This is a genomic window from Zhenhengia sp., from assembly GCF_046966505.1.
In the GTDB taxonomy this organism is placed as follows: domain Bacteria; phylum Bacillota; class Clostridia; order Lachnospirales; family Cellulosilyticaceae; genus Zhenhengia; species Zhenhengia yiwuensis.
In genome coordinates this window covers 17,066-34,321 of the sequence record NZ_JBKVCH010000010.1, presented here as the reverse complement: position 1 = coordinate 34,321, position 17,256 = coordinate 17,066, and the positions used below count along the sequence as shown (strand labels likewise).

15 protein-coding genes are annotated in these 17,256 nt (G+C 35.2%); 4 read left to right on the top strand and 11 right to left on the bottom strand.

Annotated features, from left to right (window positions below; genetic code table 11):
- Positions 1-105: 105 nt before the first annotated feature.
- The 7 genes from ACLTBU_RS11690 to ACLTBU_RS11660 form a co-directional block, all read right to left on the bottom strand.
- Complete coding sequence (locus tag ACLTBU_RS11690) at positions 106-1,167, bottom strand: sialidase family protein (RefSeq protein ID WP_249333279.1); 1,062 nt, start codon at positions 1,165-1,167, stop codon at positions 106-108.
- A 78-nt stretch (positions 1,168-1,245) separates the two neighbouring features.
- Positions 1,246-2,346, bottom strand: coding sequence for an aminopeptidase (locus tag ACLTBU_RS11685; protein ID WP_177671660.1), 1,101 nt, complete (start codon positions 2,344-2,346; stop codon positions 1,246-1,248).
- 83 nt (positions 2,347-2,429) lie between these two features.
- Entirely contained in the window at positions 2,430-4,142 is a 1,713-nt protein-coding gene (locus tag ACLTBU_RS11680) for an alpha-L-fucosidase (protein WP_412219019.1), read from the bottom strand.
- Between the two features lie 545 nt (positions 4,143-4,687).
- Positions 4,688-4,993 (bottom strand): hypothetical protein, encoded by a 306-nt coding sequence (locus tag ACLTBU_RS11675; RefSeq protein WP_249333282.1) that lies wholly within the window; start codon positions 4,991-4,993, stop codon positions 4,688-4,690.
- Positions 4,994-5,101: 108 nt separating this feature from the next.
- Positions 5,102-6,193 (bottom strand): FHA domain-containing protein, encoded by a 1,092-nt coding sequence (locus ACLTBU_RS11670; protein ID WP_412219017.1) that lies wholly within the window; start codon positions 6,191-6,193, stop codon positions 5,102-5,104.
- 69 nt (positions 6,194-6,262) lie between these two features.
- Complete coding sequence (locus ACLTBU_RS11665; RefSeq protein WP_249333284.1) at positions 6,263-6,421, bottom strand: hypothetical protein; 159 nt, start codon at positions 6,419-6,421, stop codon at positions 6,263-6,265.
- A 172-nt stretch (positions 6,422-6,593) separates the two neighbouring features.
- Positions 6,594-7,925, bottom strand: coding sequence for a sulfatase-like hydrolase/transferase (locus ACLTBU_RS11660; RefSeq protein WP_249333285.1), 1,332 nt, complete (start codon positions 7,923-7,925; stop codon positions 6,594-6,596).
- 368 nt (positions 7,926-8,293) lie between these two features.
- Here ACLTBU_RS11660 and ACLTBU_RS11655 point away from each other — a divergent pair, with 368 nt between their 5' ends.
- A complete protein-coding gene (locus ACLTBU_RS11655) occupies positions 8,294-9,358 on the top strand; it encodes a glycerol dehydrogenase (RefSeq protein ID WP_412219014.1) in 1,065 nt (354 codons plus the stop codon).
- Positions 9,359-9,517: 159 nt separating this feature from the next.
- Here ACLTBU_RS11655 and ACLTBU_RS11650 read toward each other — a convergent pair whose 3' ends face one another.
- Together ACLTBU_RS11650 and ACLTBU_RS11645 are read right to left on the bottom strand one after the other, a co-directional pair.
- Positions 9,518-9,859: a DUF6508 domain-containing protein gene (locus ACLTBU_RS11650; RefSeq protein WP_249333287.1), complete on the bottom strand. Its 342-nt coding sequence runs from the start codon at positions 9,857-9,859 to the stop codon at positions 9,518-9,520.
- 167 nt (positions 9,860-10,026) lie between these two features.
- Entirely contained in the window at positions 10,027-10,818 is a 792-nt protein-coding gene (locus ACLTBU_RS11645; RefSeq protein WP_412219012.1) for an AraC family transcriptional regulator, read from the bottom strand.
- A 169-nt stretch (positions 10,819-10,987) separates the two neighbouring features.
- Here ACLTBU_RS11645 and ACLTBU_RS11640 point away from each other — a divergent pair, with 169 nt between their 5' ends.
- Complete coding sequence (locus tag ACLTBU_RS11640; protein WP_177671668.1) at positions 10,988-12,310, top strand: alpha-glucosidase/alpha-galactosidase; 1,323 nt, start codon at positions 10,988-10,990, stop codon at positions 12,308-12,310.
- Between the two features lie 79 nt (positions 12,311-12,389).
- Here ACLTBU_RS11640 and ACLTBU_RS11635 read toward each other — a convergent pair whose 3' ends face one another.
- Both ACLTBU_RS11635 and ACLTBU_RS11630 read right to left on the bottom strand, forming a co-directional pair.
- Positions 12,390-13,427: a galactose-1-epimerase gene (locus tag ACLTBU_RS11635; RefSeq protein ID WP_177671669.1), complete on the bottom strand. Its 1,038-nt coding sequence runs from the start codon at positions 13,425-13,427 to the stop codon at positions 12,390-12,392.
- Positions 13,428-13,431: 4 nt separating this feature from the next.
- On the bottom strand, positions 13,432-14,412 hold the full coding sequence (locus ACLTBU_RS11630) for a LacI family DNA-binding transcriptional regulator (RefSeq protein WP_412219010.1): 981 nt from the start codon (positions 14,410-14,412) through the stop codon (positions 13,432-13,434).
- A 179-nt stretch (positions 14,413-14,591) separates the two neighbouring features.
- On the opposite strand from ACLTBU_RS11630, the gene ACLTBU_RS11625 reads away from it, so the two are divergent.
- Together ACLTBU_RS11625 and ACLTBU_RS11620 are read left to right on the top strand one after the other, a co-directional pair.
- Positions 14,592-15,779: a galactokinase gene (locus ACLTBU_RS11625; protein WP_249333291.1), complete on the top strand. Its 1,188-nt coding sequence runs from the start codon at positions 14,592-14,594 to the stop codon at positions 15,777-15,779.
- Positions 15,772-17,253 (top strand): UDP-glucose--hexose-1-phosphate uridylyltransferase, encoded by a 1,482-nt coding sequence (locus ACLTBU_RS11620; RefSeq protein WP_412219008.1) that lies wholly within the window; start codon positions 15,772-15,774, stop codon positions 17,251-17,253. The genes ACLTBU_RS11625 and ACLTBU_RS11620 overlap by 8 nt, the downstream gene beginning before the upstream one ends.
- Positions 17,254-17,256 lie beyond the last annotated feature (3 nt).

The window sequence follows — 17,256 nt, the reverse complement described above, 5'->3', positions numbered from 1 at the left end:
TATCCATCACTACTCATATTGGTTACATTTATTAAATTTATTTTAAAAAGAACCTACTTCATCATCTCTCAGATTAAGTAGGTTCTTTTCTTTCTATTCTAAGCTTTAATCGATCAAATACGCTTCTCCAAATATGGCTAAAGTTAATCTTGCTGGTTCTTCATTTTCTGGTGGATTCCCATCTTCAAAGAAGCAATAATAAGTCTTGCCATCTGGTGAAGTCGCAATATCTGCGTATCCCCCAACTTCTGCAATTTGTTTCGCATATTGCCAAGTCTTTGCATCATCATAGCTCATTTTTACAGTGAGATGAATACGTTTAGGCCAGCCATTTCCTCTCATCTCTTCATTATTAGCGCAGTTTACAAATAAAATTTTACCATCCTTATCTCTTACAATACTTCCAAAGCAAATAGCATCCGGAAGTTGTTTATCTGGAACTGGTGTGCTAAAGTGGTCCTTACCATTTGGTGAGATGGCTATATAACGGTAACGATTAATACCGTTATGCCTCATATTGATTAAGACACTCCCATCTGAAAGTTCTACAACTTGTGACTCATTCACCCAGAAGAAATCATCTCCCCAGTTTTCACTACTGTAAATGATTTCACCACGCTCCCAAGTTGTGCCTCCATCATCGCTGATAAGGGTACTTACCTGTGTTGGATAGTGATTATTTCCTTCTCCACGAGCTAGCCATATAGGTACAACTAATCTGCCATTTCTCATTTCAATGCCATGTCCTGGACCTATCGCAAAGAGTGACCAGCAGTACTCTTCTTTAAAGGCTGTTACAGCATTTAAAATACTTACTGGATCTGAGAAAGTAAGTCCATCATCCGTGCTCACTTGGTAAAAAAGCTGTCTATAATCTTTTTGCCAAAGAAAATGTATGCGTCCATCCTGAGAGGCAATCATAACGGGATTATTCACTGCAAGGTCTTCAGAAATCGCAATCATTTGCCTTTTTGAAAAAGTTTTACCTTGATCCGTGCTACGTTTCATTCCTATACCCATTGCACTCCAATCATCATAAGCCGAAAGTCTGGTTTCATAGTACACAATAATCGTACCTTTACTTGATATCACAATACCTGGTATTCTATAACTTTTAAATCCGCCTTCATTATAGTTTTCAATATTGACTGACACGAGCTTACTCATTTTATTCCCCTAGCTCCTTTTCTTTATCACTTGTGAATATTTAACTATTTCATGCATTCTATACCTTCTGCTTTATTATTAACTTAAAGCTTCTTGAAGTGCTTCTTGATTAAGATGAAGGAGCTCATCCAAAACAAATTCTCCATCTTTTCTAATAAGTACATCATCAAACCAAATCTCTCCACCGCCACATTCTGGCTTATGAGACTGAATAAGATCCCAGTGAATAGAAGAGTTGCATCCTGGTGTAAAGTGGAAGCTTCCTATCATCTTTTCATCAAAAAGGGTATTATAAATAGGGTGTGTCATAAATGGGTTTGTCCCAATAGAAAATTCTCCAATATAACGTGCACCTTCATCTGTATCTAAAATGGCATTAAGTTTTTCTGTATCATTAGCTGTTGCTTCCACAATCTTGCCATTCTTAAAGGTAAATTTAATATCTGTAAACACTGTACCTTGGTAATGAGATGGTACGTTATAAGCAATTGTTCCATTAACTGAGTCTTTTACAATTTCCCCTAGTCCTACTTCTCCATCTGGAATGTTAAAGCGTCCACCGCAAATGCCTGCCCAGCAGCCTTTAATAGAGAACGTTAAATCTGTACCTGGTGCTTTAATATGTACTTTATCTGTTTTAGCCATAAGTGATCTTAAAGGTTCCATAAGCTCAGTGAATTTAGCATAATCTAATGTACATACATCAAAGTAGTAGTCTTCAAAAGCTGCTGTACTCATATGCGCCATTTGAGCAAAGCTATTGGTTGGGTACCCTAAAATACACCACTTTGTATTTTTACATCTTTCTCCTAAGTGAAGTGGTCCACTATATTCTGTATAGATTTTCATCTTATCTGCTGGTACATCACTCATTTGGTAAAGATTATCTACTCTTCTTACAGCAATATAAGCATCCATATCTTTCATACGCTCTAAGTCGTACTTTAACTGATACTCATACTGCTCTTTTGTAGCCCCCATAAGAAGGGCCTTGCGAATCACTTCAGATTCTAGATTTACAAATGGGATACCGCCCGCACGGTATGCTTCTTCTACAAGTGCTGATGCAATCTCCTCTCCTCCATTTGGAAGGTCAATTAAAAGCTTTTCTCCTGGTTGTAATTGCACAGAATACTGAATTAAGTTTTGTGCAAGTTTTGTTATTCTTTGGTCTCTCATATTTCCTCCTAAATCTATCACTTCCTGCTATTGTCATGATATTTAATAGCAGACTGTAACTTATTTTAATACTTAAATCTCACTTATATAGACTTATAAATTTTGATTTCTAGCCCATCTATAAGGGTTTCTAAACTACATCCTTCTTCCATATCTATTACTAATTTTACTTTATAGCTTCCGTCTTGTATTTCAAAGGTCGCTTTTTCATGTGCGCTTACATGTTTACTCTCATATACTTTTTCATACTGTGTACCATTAAAAGCGTAAAGCACATAAGCTTTCACTCCTTGACCATTCATCTCTAATGTATTAAATGGGTAAATACCTCCAAATTCAATTTCTAATTCATTATCTTTCACACTTTGACGCGTAGTAGGTTGTGCTACAAGGTCAATAACTTCATCTACTGTCTTAGTTACAGATGCTACCTCTGGTTTATAATAAACACCAAAGCTACGTAATACAGGTGCTACCACCGCATCTGTAATCACAATTCTAACTTCCTGTGTTGTAATCGTATCAAAATACTCTGCCCATCTAAATCCGATGCATTGATTTTCTACTAGTACTTTCCACTCCTCTTTTACTTTTGCCTCTACCCTATAGCCTCTTACCCGGTGTCCTAACTCAATCACTTCTGAGAGTACAAAGCAGTTAAAGGTAATAGGCTCTTTGGTTGTAAAAGTAATAGTTGGTGTAAGATCCTTTTCATCTGCTGCATAGAATAAATTTTCATCTTTTAAAAGCATCTTATCAGCTGAACAAATTGGCCTCATTTCACTTGTCGCACTCAATTCTGCTCCTTGTAATAAATTTACTGCAAAAGTCTTTTGAAGTATAGTAGCGGCATTAAGAACATTCTTAGTATCAATCTCATGGATTAAGCCTCTGCGATCAGGTGGGAAATTTAATAAGATACCTGCATTTCTACCACTTGATTCAAACCAATATTTTACTAAGTTTTCAGCTGAACGTACTGCCCCATCTTGATTTTCATGATAAAACCAACCTGGTCTAATAGATACATCTACCTCTGCCGGAATAAAGCGATTACCATCAGCTTTCCCGCTATTAAGTTCTACTGTATTTTCTATTTCTAATGAACTCTGGTCAATGGTTGCCCAACAAGGATTACCTGCATAACCACTCTCATTTCCTACCCATCTTGCTTCTACATATTCTGTAGCACCTAATGATCCAAAAATAATACAATCTGGTTGATGCGTTCTAACTGTATATGCCCATCTTCCCCAATCGTACTGAGCTTCTGTACTGCCCGCACCATCCCACCAACATTCATAAATCTTGCCATACTGTGTCATAAGTTCTGTTAATTGATTGTTATAATATGTATTGTATGCATCTGTTCCCCAATATTTTGAATGTCTATCCCAAGGTGAAAGATAAAGACCTGGTTTAATACCATATTCATGGCAAGCCTCAACAAACTCTCTTACCACGTCCCCTTTTCCCTCTTTATAAGGACTTTTTGCTATAGTGTGCTCAGAGTACTCACTTGGCCATAGACAAAATCCATCATGATGTTTAGCCGTTAAGATAGCCGTTGTAAATCCAGCCTGCTTAATAACACGCATCCATTGTCTACAGTCTAATTCTGTAGGATTAAACATTTTTTCTGCCTCTGTTCCATCTCCCCACTCTAAATCAGTAAATGTATTTACACCAAAATGAAAAAATGCTGTTGCTTCTCTACGATACCAATCCATTTGTCTTCTAGAAGGTACCGCTCCATATGGCTTTAATCCTAATGCTTCAAACTGATTGTGTAACATCTTATTACTCCTATCATTTTAGTTTGTAGTTTAAAATTTCATTAATATTATAATAGAATTCAATTATTATAAATAGTGTTTTTGTTAAATAATTATATTAATTTTATTTAATCTTTTATAAATATATACTAAAATCATAACACAAAACAATGTCAAATCATTAAAAGCACTTCAACCTCATTGTAGTTTTGGTGTAAACATCACCATTGGAGAATATAATACTTACTATTTGAAGCTACTATTTGCATTCTTAATATGACTTATTGGTTCTGGGGGCCAGCTTATCCCAAAACGCAAACTCTTACACCTGCTTTTATTGCATAAAAATATCATCATTTAACCAAACAAGGTAATCTACTTATTGTCAATAGTGGCCCAACTCCAGATGGTATATTAGAAGAACATGATCCCCAAAATTTATTTGAAGCTGCTAGAATGCTTAATATTGCTAAGGGTGATGCCTTACTTTCTTCTAATGCTAAAAAGAACTAACTGCCTAGGCAGTTAGTTCTTTTTAGCATTCATTATTCTTTTTCATTTTCCTATTACTTATAGTATCCATGCTCACACAGTACTTCATAACAGCTATTTACTTCATCATCTGTAAAGAGGTCACCATACTTACTATCACATACTACTGCTTCCATAGTAAGCTCTATACGCCCTGCTTCTTGTAATTTATCAAATCCATCCGAAAGTCTACCTTTTCTCAGAATTTCTTTTGCTGTTTTAACTCCACCAAACTTCTCTACTGTCTGTAAGAAGCGTGTTAATTTACAACCACATTCTTTCTCTGCTATTTGGCAGTTTTTAATTAGTTCTTCTTCAAATTGCTTCTCTAATGCTGTCATTTTATACCTCACTGTTTTAAATTTTATATGCCATTATACTATAGTATTTGTATAACTTCTCAATTTACTCTCACTTAAAGTACTTCCGCATTTTAATTCATCCAGCTCTTATAGACCTAATCTATATTCACTTTGACCAATGCGAATCTTATCATGATTAGAAAGCTTCATTTCACCTCTTACTCTCTGTCCATTAATGTATGTACCATTTGTAGAATTTAAATCTAGTATATAAAGCTCTTGATTTCTTTGATAAATCTTACAGTGATTTCCTGATACTGTCATATCTCCCTCAATAGTCCAGTGATGATAACCTGTATTTCTACCAATAGTTAAATAACCATCAAGTACAAATCTTTTATTTTCATCTTTTTGAGTAGTACTTACCTTATAGAAGTTTAAAATAACAGGCACGGATTCTTCTGAATAGCTTGTTGCTGATGTGATTTGTGTATTTTGTTGCTCTACTAGTTTATCTTCAGCAAACTGCTTATGCTTTTCTGCTTCTAATTCCTGGCTTTTTTGTTTGAGCTGGCTAATAATTTTTTCTAAATGTGGTTCTTCCTTGAAGCTACTTGCTACTTCTGCTGGTTGTAGATTTTCTACTTGTACCTTTTGCTGCTCCTGATTTTGCACTTCTACTTGCGGTATTTTTTCTAGGGGTGGCTTTATCTCCTCCACCAGTGGTTCGTTTACTTGCAGCTGACTTGCTACTTGTTGCGGCTTTTCCTGTTGCCCTCTTACTTCTTCCACTAGTTGTTCCCTTACCTGAGGCTGACTTACTTTTTCTGCTTGCTGTTTGCTTTCCTCTAGTTGATTTGGCTCCTGTACTTGCTGCTTGCTTTCCTGCCCCTGATTTAGTGTTTTTTCTACTGGCTGTAACCTTTCCTCTACCTGCTGTGTGCTTACTTGCGGCTGATTTACCTCTTGAACTTCCTCCTGTTTGACTGGTGGTACTTCCCTCTGAACTTTTCTTACTTCTTGTGGTTCTTGATTTTCTTCTGATACTACTTTTTCGCCCATCTTCTCGGCTTTTTTTGCTTCTTTTTTTTTAAGTTTACGTTCTCTTTTTGCTTCTCTCTTTGCGTCACGTTTTGCAGCACCTGCTAAATATATGGCAACAGGTATGAGAGAAATAAGAATCCCTATTATACCACCTACTGCGGCGTACTGCATCAAGTCAATTGAAGTGTCCATCATCTATCGTGTCCTTCCTATTATACAAAAATATTATGTTATATATTTTAACATAATCTGTAAAAATTACTACTAATTCTGCCATACTTTCATTTTTCCTATTTCCCTATTCCCCCAGCTATAATAAGGAACAAAAACATATTCTTGTTGATTAGGGCACTTGGCGATCACTTCTACAATACCTCTCGAAACACCTGACATTTCTGCTATTTCTTTAATTGTTACAACCACTTTTATTCTTCTCCTCTAGTATTATTGTGCACGCCACACAATTACCAAACTAATTTTTTCTCAAAATTATAAGTTATTCAATCTATCATCTGTAATTTATAATAATCTACACTAAAGTCACAAAACACCTCCTTAAGGTGACTTCTACATCATCTTAAGGAGGTGTTTTATCTTATACTGATTCAGCTGGTAAAATAACAGGCACCTCTTCCCCTGCTTGTTTCATTCTCTCCACAAGTCTTGCCGCTAACTCTTTTCTAATTTCTTTATATGCAGCATCGCTAACTAAGTTACAAAGTTCATATGGATCTTTTTGTAAATCATAAAAGTAAGCTTCATAGTAAGTAGATGCTCCTGATTCTTTCCATGGATCACCTTGTGCTTTTACAGCGTATTTATAACGCTGAGTACGAATAGCTCTTCCAATATGACTTTCACTAATTTGCAAAAAGACTTCTTCTTGCCAGTTCTTTGCATCCCCTTGAGCCAATTTACGAATAGATTTTCCGTGATAACTTTCTGGTATAGCAATCCCTGCACAATCTAGAAGTGTAGGTGGTAAATCAATTAAACTTACTAACTCTTCTACTACTCGCCCCTTTTCAAAACCTGGTCCATGGATGATAAGTGGGATATGTATACAACCATCATGACAAGAACGTTTATACTCACTGTTACGTGTTTTAAAGTGTGAACCATGGTCAGATGTATAAATAATAATAGTATTATCATAAATACCTTTTTCTTTTAGTGTATCTACGAGTCTTCCTATATTATAGTCTAAGCTATGGCAACATCCTAAGTAATCTGGATATTGTGCTTCCCAATCGCCTTTTCCTTCTGGTAAATCTCCTGGTTTTTCATAGTTTTTAAAACGTTCTTTACTTCCATCAGGCCCTTCATAACGATTACGGTCATTTTGATGGTGAGGCTCTATTTGTGATACAAATAAGAAGAATGGGTTATCACTTTCTTTATTGCGGATATAATCAAGTGCATAATTATTGATACAGTCTGCACGGTATCCTATAAATTCTACCTTCTCATTGTTTTTATCAAATACATACCCATTGTAGCCATGTGAAGTAAATTCTAATACATCTGAAGCCATCCAATAATCTTTATAGCCCCCCCTTCTTTCCTTTGGAATAGCTGCTTTTTCATAATGCATATTGGTACCATTATCACTTGCTAAATGCCATTTACCCACATAAGCCGTTTCATACCCTGCTTCATTAAAATAATCTGCTAGCATCTTCTGCGTAAAATCTGGTGCAATAGCATTTGTAAAGCATCCTGTAGCTGTAGCATACTGTCCAAGCTGCAAGCATGATCTTGCTGGTCCACATACAGGTTGGCAAGTGAAGGCTCCATTGAACCTTGTCCCCATTTCAGCTAACTTATCTAAGTTTGGTGTTACATCTAATTTTTGTCCATAACATCCTAGAGTGTCCCATCTTTGTTGGTCAGAAAAATAAAAAATAATATTAGGTCTCTTATCCATTGTTCTACTCCTAAATTCTTCTTTTATTTATAGGCTTGTTCTTTAACAATAGCTGCCCACGTACAGGTACTTCTTTTCTGTTTTTCCATATGACTTATAAATCATTTATAAGCCCCCTTTGTTTTCTCTATAAGCCTAAATATTTTATATGATTATACTATATCATAAATTATGTATTAAATTTGCATATTATATTTTAAAATTATCATTCTATTTAGAAATACTGTTTTACTTAACATTTTTATAGCTACATTTTACTTTCACGTAAAAAAATTTCCTTAATTTAAAACTTTAAAAAATATATTAATTAAATATTGACCTAGAATTTCGAAAATGCTACAGTAATAAAAAATTAAGGGGGTTTTGTAATGGAAAGAATAATCTGTGCACCTAGTCAATATAGCCAAGGTCAACATCTTATAGAAAAACTTGCTTCTTATTATAAAAAAATAGGTAATCAATCTGCCTATATTATTGTAGATTCATTTATTAACCAAACTTATCATGACATGATTATAAAGAGCTTTGAAGTTTCACATACGCCCTACACCTTAACTGTATTCGGAAAAGAATGTTGTATGGAAGAAATTCAATTACATGTACATGCACATACTTTAAATGCCTATGATGTTGTTATAGGTATAGGTGGTGGGAAAACATTAGACACTGCCAAAGCTGTAGCACATTTTCTTCATTTACCTGTCATCATTTTGCCAACTTCTGTTTCTTCTGATGCACCTTGCAGTCAGATTTCTGCCATTTATACAGCTGATGGATGTTTCGATTACTACCTTCAGCTTGGCACTAATCCCAATATGGTTATCGTAGATACCTCACTCATTATACAAGCACCTATCAGACTTTTTGTAGCCGGTATGGGAGATGCACTTTCTACTTATTATGAATCCTATGCCTGCTACCAGTCAGGTGCACGCTCTCAAGTAGGTGGAACAATCACTAAAGCCGCTCTTGCTCTTAGTAAACTTGCGTTAGATACATTGCTTGAAGATGGTTATGCTGCAAAGTGTGCCATCGAGAAAAAAGTTGATTCACCTGCTGTAAACAATATTATAGAAGCTAATACTTATTTAAGTGGTGTAGGCTTTGAAAACTGCGGTCTTGCCCTTGCTCATGCTACGGCTAATGCACTTTCTAAACTACCTACTTCTACTGTTTCTCTACACGGTGAAAAGGTTGCCTTTGGTACACTACTTCAAATCATACTTGAGCAAAGACCAAAATCAGAAGTTCAATCTATTATAGGTTTTTGCTGTACTGTAGGCCTCCCAACTACCTTAACAGCTCTTGGCGTTCAAGAAGAGCAACTTCACACACTCATCCCCCTTATCTTAGAAGAACCAGGCATCAAAAATATGCCCTTTTCAATTACTTCTGATATGCTTTATGATGCACTTATCAGCTTAATACACTAGCTTTATTATAAATCCAATGCTTTTATTTAAGAAACAACTCTATCTTACATCTTTATACAACTTTAAATAAAGTTTCTTAATAGCATTTCTCAATATAGGCTCTAAACTAAAAACACGCCCTGACTAGGCCACATAGCCTTTCAAGACGTGTTTTTCCTTTTACGCTTCACTTAATGTTTTAAGTCTATATAAGAGTTTCAAAAAGATTTCTTCTTTGATTGGTTCTTCCCAAAGCTTCATAGCATAAGGCTTTTGGCAAATATAATAGCCAAACAGTGCTTTTAGCATATCCATATCAGCTGTTGGAATAAGTGCTTCATATTCTTCACCTGGTGCTTTTTCTTGTAAGTAGTTAAAATACTCTTTGTTAATTATGCCACATTGATGGGATTCGTCTACAAATGCTGTAATTTCATCGTCTTGTCTTCTGTACCCCAGAGTAAGTACAGTTGGGTCTTCAAAATACGGAATAAATTTTAATAAACGAGCATAGTTGTTCATAATTTGTCCCCCTGATAGCTATTTCAGTATTTTTTTAATCATTTTAACCAAAATTAACACCTTATAATTTTGAATTAGAAGTAATTGTATAAATTATATCAGATAATTTTATAATTTTCATTATTAAAATATAATATTTTTTTAACTTATTTTATGGTAATTATTATCTAATTCTTTAAATGTCTATAGTTTTTTTTATACTCAGTAGGCGATATGCCAAACTTTTTTTTAAACATTTTTGAGAAATTGAACAAATCATGATATCCTACACTCGTTGCAGCCTCTCCCGGCTTATAATCATATAATCCCATAAGCTCTGCAGCTTTTGTTAATCTAAATTCTACTAAATAAGCTTGAGGAGATTTACCCATCTTCTTTTTAAATATATTGCTGAAATAACTTCTTTCAAGTCCTAATTTTTCTGCCAAACCTTCTATAGTAATAGGCTTCATATAATTGGCCATAATATAGTTCTTCGCTTTATCGATATAGATGCTCACCGCTTCTTTGTTTTCTCTTTTTTTATCCTCTACCTGTACAAGAAGTTCATAAATTTTACTACAAATATAAAACTCTCTACCTGTTTCAATAAGGTCACTTTCCTTTATCGCTTTAAAAATATACTCTGCTTGAGGGAGCGAAATCACATCTTCCTCAAGACATGTACGAATAGGCAAATCTAGTTCAAATCCTACCCAACAATAATGCCATGGTTCTTTTTGATCAGCTTCATAATAGGTTACTTCAAAAGGATGAATCACAAAGATTTCACCTTGTTTAACATTATAACTACCTCTTGAGCTTTCAAACCTTCCTTTACCAGATAACACATAATGTAATAAATAATAGGGTCTTGTAGCAGGCCCAAATGCATGTCCATTTCTACACTTTTCTTCTCCACATAAAAGTGGCTTAATATCTTTAAAAGGATAATCCCTTAATAAAACTTCTTTAATCATTTTTCCACTTCTCCTAAATTTATTACAAATTTTATATGTACTTATTAAAACAATACGAAATAGATGTATCTTAAAGATTACACACATTATAACAAATTTATCTCACATCATCCAATTACCTATAGTTAATTTTTTTCCTATAATAAATCCAAAGAAAGGAAGTGTAAATATGCTTAAAATTACTTTTTTAGGTGCTGGAAGCACTGTTTTTGCTCGTAACGTTCTAGGTGACTGTATGTGTAGTCCTGTACTACGCGAATGTGAGATTGCACTCTATGACATTGATGCTGAAAGATTAAATGAAAGTCACATGATACTAAATGCTATTAATAAAGGAAAAGGAAATCCTAGTACTATTAAAACTTATCTAGGTTTAGATGCTCTAAAAGATGCTTTAAGAGATGCTCACTTTGTAGTGAATGCTATTCAAGTAGGCGGTTATGATCCTTGTACTATTTTAGACTTTGAAATTCCTAAGAAATATGGTATTCGTCAAACCATAGCGGACACTTTAGGCATTGGAGGCATCATGCGTACCCTTCGTACAATCCCTGTTATGGAAACCTTTGCACGCGCTATGGAAGAGGTTTGCCCTGATGCATGGTTCCTGAACTACACCAATCCAATGGCTATGCTTACAGGCTATATGCAACGCTATACAAAAATAAAAACTATAGGTCTGTGCCATAGCGTACAAACTTGTAGCCGTGAACTTCTAAAATCTGTAGGTCTAGAAGATAAAATTGAAGGTCGCAAGGAACTTATAGCAGGTATTAACCATATGGGATGGCTTCTAGAAATCAAAGATAAAGAGGGTAATGACCTCTATCCAGAAATTAAAAAACGTGCCAAAGCTAAGAATGCTTCTGAAAAACATCACGATATGGTACGTTTTGACTATATGGATAAACTTGGATACTACTGCACAGAATCTAGCGAACATAATTCTGAATACAATATGTTCTATATTAAGAGCAAATACCCAGAACTTATTGATGCGTTTAATATTCCTTTAGATGAATACCCTCGTCGCTGTGTTAATCAAATTGCTGGTTGGGAACATCAACGTGATGACTTACTTGCTCACCCAGTTCTCGAACATAATCGTAGCCAGGAATATGCTTCTTATATCATGGAAGCCCTCGTTACTAATATTCCTTATAAAATCGGTGGAAACGTACTTAACAAAGGCCATCTCATTGAAAACCTTCCTGAAGATGCCTGCGTGGAAGTGCCTTGTCTAGTAGATAATGCGGGCATTCATCCTTGCTATGTAGGTAAGCTTCCAGTACAGCTAGCAGCTATGAATATGACTAACATTAATGTTCAACTTCTCACTATAGAAGCTGCTGTTACTAAAAAGAAAGAACATATCTATCACGCTGCTATGCTAGACCCTCATACAGCTAGTGAACTTTCTATCCCTGATATTATGGCTATGGTAGATGAACTTATAGAAGCTGAAAAAGATTGGCTTCCTGAATACCACTAATCTTCCAAATAAAAAAGGGAGGATTGCAAAATAAAATTTGCAATCCTCCCTTTTTTATTTCTATATTATAAGATACGCTTTACCACTCAAATTTAAAGCAACTTTCCTTTTCATACTTTTCTCCTGCTCTTAAGATGCTATCTTCTATAAAGCAGTCTTCATATCCAATAGGTAAACTCTGAGTCTCAAAACAGATTCCCATTCTTACTTTAGCCATTTCACCATTTTGTAAGTACTTTGGATCATCTGCAAAGTTCATACTATAAATCACTACTACTTTTTGATCTGTTGTTACATACATACGCCTTCTAGAAATAGGGTCCTCGTAAACAACTGCCTGCTTACTTCCTTCACGTAATACCCATGGATGATCATAGCCTGATTGAAGTTTTGTACATTCTTCATCAATTTGTGCACCTATACACTTTAAGTTATTAAAATTAAATGCATCTACATCTTTTACCGATAAAAGTTTTCCTGTAGGAATCGAAGCTTCATCGAGTTGTGCGATATAATCGCTACATACTTGTAAGTTATGCATGGTAACAGGCGCTTTTACATCTCCTGATAAATTGAAGTAACTGTGATTTGTTAAGTTAACTAATGTATCTTCATCACTTACTGCTTTATAATGTATTTTTAATTCATTAGATTCTGTTAATGTATAAGTTACTTCAACTTGTACGTTACCTGGATACCCTTCTTCTAAATGGGTACTTACATAAGATAAACTAACACCTACTGCATCTGCATGCTCGAAAGTTTCTACATTCCAAACTTTTTTATTAAAGCCTTCTAACCCACCATGAAGATTGTTTTCTCCATTATTAACTGGCAATTTATAAACTTTGTCATTGAGTGTAAATCTAGCTCCGCCAATACGTCCTGCTGTACGTCCTATAAGAGCTCCAAAACATGCTCCATCTTCTAAATAATCTTCTAAATTTCTATATCCTAATACTACATTTTCTATATTACCCTTAGCATCAGGTACCATAATCTTTGTAATGATACCACCTAAGCTCAAAATTTCTACACTCATTTGCTGTGTATTTGTTAAGGTTATCTTTTGTGCCTGTTTAGATCCTACCTCAATAGCTTCTCTATTTAATCGCATCTTCTCACCTCACACTATCTCTTTGAATAAGAGCAGTTGGAATTGTTACTTTCTTATGCAAACTTCTCCCTGTTGTAAGTTGTTCAATCAAAAGCTCGACCCCTGTTTCAGCCATAAATTCTGTATAAACTTTAACTGTTGTAAGCGCTGGTGTTAAAAATTGTGCTGTTTTAATATCGTCAAAACCTAAAATACTTATATCTTCTGGAATAGAAAGTCCTGCATCAAATATAGCCTTATAAGCTCCTATAGCCATAGGATCACTAGCAATAAAAACAGCAGTTGGTCTATCTTTTTCTTTTAGTAGTTTACCCATAAGACGGTGTCCATCTTCATAAGTAAAACTTCCTTTTAAAACCCATTTCTCTTTTACAGCTTCTTTTTGTGCCATCCATTTTCTATAGGCTATTTCCCTACAGTCATCTAGTTTCTGCTTATCTTTATTAATGAATTCTTCTCCACCAATAAAGGCTATTTTTTTATGTCCAAGCTTTTCTAAATAGTTTAAAGCTTCTTCTACCCCACCCTCATAATCTGCAATAACACTATCATAACGCTTTGGTGCAGGTGAACAATCTAAAAATACAATATGTGGCGAAAGAGCTTCTATTTCTTTAATATCCTCTTCACCAAACTTACCAATTGCCACAAGTCCATCAATTACTTTTTCTTCATTTAAATGATTAATATTGACGTACTGTACGTCAAGTTCCTGACATTTCTTCTCTACTGCCAATCTAATAGACAAATAGTAAGGGTCCCCCACCTCTTCTTTTTGACTATACCAATTTGCAATACCTATTGTATACTGTTTTGATTTAGATCTACGTGTTCGTGTAGGCGTGTAATTTAAGGCTTCTGCAGTTTCAAAAATCTTCTTTCTTGTCTCTTCTGACACACTCATATTCTGGTCAAAATTAAGTACACGGGAAACTGTAGCTACACATACACCTACCTGAGCTGCGATGTCTTTAATAGTTGCCATATATACCTCTTCTCTAATTTACTCTTTTTTACTTTTAGTATATTACATTCTTACTAGTCTTTCAATATTATATTTTTTATTCTTAAGTAAAATAAACATAATTTTTTACTAAAAATGTTGATTTATTTTACTATTTTAATATAATTAAATTATATTCTAATATTTCAAGGAGGATTCTTATGCACGTAGTGACCATGAAGCAAGAATTCATCAAACTTTTTGACCACGCGCCTGAGCATGCATACTTTGCCCCCGGCCGTATCAATCTTATTGGAGAACATATTGATTACAATGGTGGTCTTGTTTTCCCTGCGCCTATTACACTTGGTACTTATGCACTCGTAAGTAGACGCGATGATACATTAGTAAAAGCTTATTCTATGAATTTTAAAGATCTTGGCCTTATTACTTTTGATTTAAACAACCTTACCTACGATCCAGCACATGACTGGGTAAATTACATCAAAGGTGTGGCTAAAATGCTTGCTGAAGAAGGCACTCCTGTTCCTTCAGGACTTAATCTTGTAGTATTCGGAGATATTCCTAACGGTTCAGGCCTTTCTTCTTCTGCTTCGCTTGAAATGCTTACAACTTATATCTTTAAAGATTTATTTAATTTTAATTTATCCCCTGTAGATTCTGCCCTTTTAGGTAAAAAAGTAGAAAATCTTTATATCGGTGTAAATAGTGGTATCATGGATCAATTTGCCATAGCTTTAGGTAAAAAAGATCATGCAGTTTTACTAAACTGTGAAAATTTAGATTATGGATATTTCCCAATAAAGCTCGAAGATCATTGTATAGTTATTATGAATACTAATAAACGTCGTGAACTTGCCGACTCTAAGTACAATGAACGCCGCAGTGAATGTGAAAGCGCTCTTTCTAAACTCCAAACTGTCTTAAATGCACCTAACTTATGCTCTATAGTGCTTGCTGACTTAGAAGCTCATAAAAACCTTTTAACAGAAGTCGAATACCGCAGAGCACATCACGTTATTACAGAAAATGAACGTGTTAAACAAGCAACTGAATGCTTAAAAGCTAACAACTTAGAAGAATTCGGTAAACTTCTTAATGCTTCTCATACTTCTCTTTGCCATGACTATGAGGTAACAGGCAAAGAACTTGATGCACTCGTTGAAGCAGCATGGGAAGCGCCTGGTATTGTAGGTGCACGTATGACAGGTGCTGGATTCGGTGGCTGTAGTTTAGCTATCGTAGAAAAAGACTCTGCTGAAGCCTTTACTAAATATGTAGGTGCTAAATATGTAGATGCTATCGGTTATGAGGCTTCCTTCTACATCGCATCTATCGGTGATGGTCCTACTTGCATTCAAATGGAAGGAGATGAGGCACATGTCTAACCTTTTCTCTCTTGTAGATAGACTTATTGTGCTTTCTCTAGATGCAAACCTTATAGAGGAAACAGACATTCAGTACGTACGTAATCGTATCCTTGCTGAATTTGGTGAACTGAGCTACGAGGAAACTGAAGAAGCTACAGGTTCTCTTTATGATACATTAGATGCACTTTCTGACTTAGCCATGCAAAAAGAACTTATTGGCGATACATTAGCAGAAAAAGATATCTTTACTTCTCGTCTTATGAATCTTTTCCTAGATAAACCTTCTGTAGTTAATGCTAAGTTCTTTGAACACTACGCTCATTCACCAGAAGAAGCTACAAACTACTTCTATGCTATGAGTCAGGCTTCTAACTATATTAAAATGAACCGCATTGCTAAAAATAAGCAATTTACAACACCTTCTCCTTACGGTCCTATTGAGATTACTATCAATTTATCTAAACCTGAAAAAGACCCTAAGCAGATTGCAGCAGAAAAACTTCTTGCAAGCAGTAGTTACCCAACTTGCCTGCTTTGTACTGAGAATGAAGGCTTCGAAGGTACACTTAAGCAACCTGATCGTGCTAACCATCGTATGATTCGCCTTGCTATTAATAATGGTGACTGGATGCTTCAATATTCTCCTTACCTTTACTACAACGAGCACTGCATCCTTTTATCAGCAAACCATACGCCAATGCAAGTAACAGGTGAAACTTTCTACACCTTACTTGGCTTTACCAAACAGTTCCCTCACTACTTCATAGGTTCAAATGCAGATCTTCCTATTGTGGGTGGCTCTATTCTTTCTCATGAGCATTACCAAGGTGGGCACTACACCTTCCCTATGGACCATGCTACAACACTCTTTAACTTTACACCTAATGAATACCCAAATGTAGAAGGGCATGTGCTTAACTGGCCTCTTTCTACACTTGAACTCACAAGCACTTCTCTTAGTGACTTAGCAGAGTGTAGCAATATGATTTTAAAACTTTGGCGTAATTATAGTGATGAGAGTCTTGGTATTCTCTCTCATACTGGAGATACACCTCACAACACCATTACACCAATTTGCAAACGTCAAGGTGATAAATATGTTATGCGTCTTGTACTTCGCAACAACCGTACAAATGATGAACATCCTCTAGGTATCTTCCATGCCCACGAAGATGTACACCATATTAAAAAAGAAAATATAGGCCTTATTGAAGTAATGGGGCTTGCAATCTTGCCAGCGAGACTTCTTACTGAATTAGAAACGATTAAAGCTTATATCTTATCTGAATCCCAAGATGTTCCTCCATATCATAAAGCTTGGGCAGATATGCTTAAAGAAAAGTACATACCAGATACTAATTTAGACGATTATATCACAGCAGCACTTGGAGATAAGTTTGTTCAAGTACTTGAACACTGTGGCGTATACAAATTAACTAATGAAGGTTTAGTTGGCCTTAAAAAATTCCTTAGCAACTTTGCAACATTATAAATC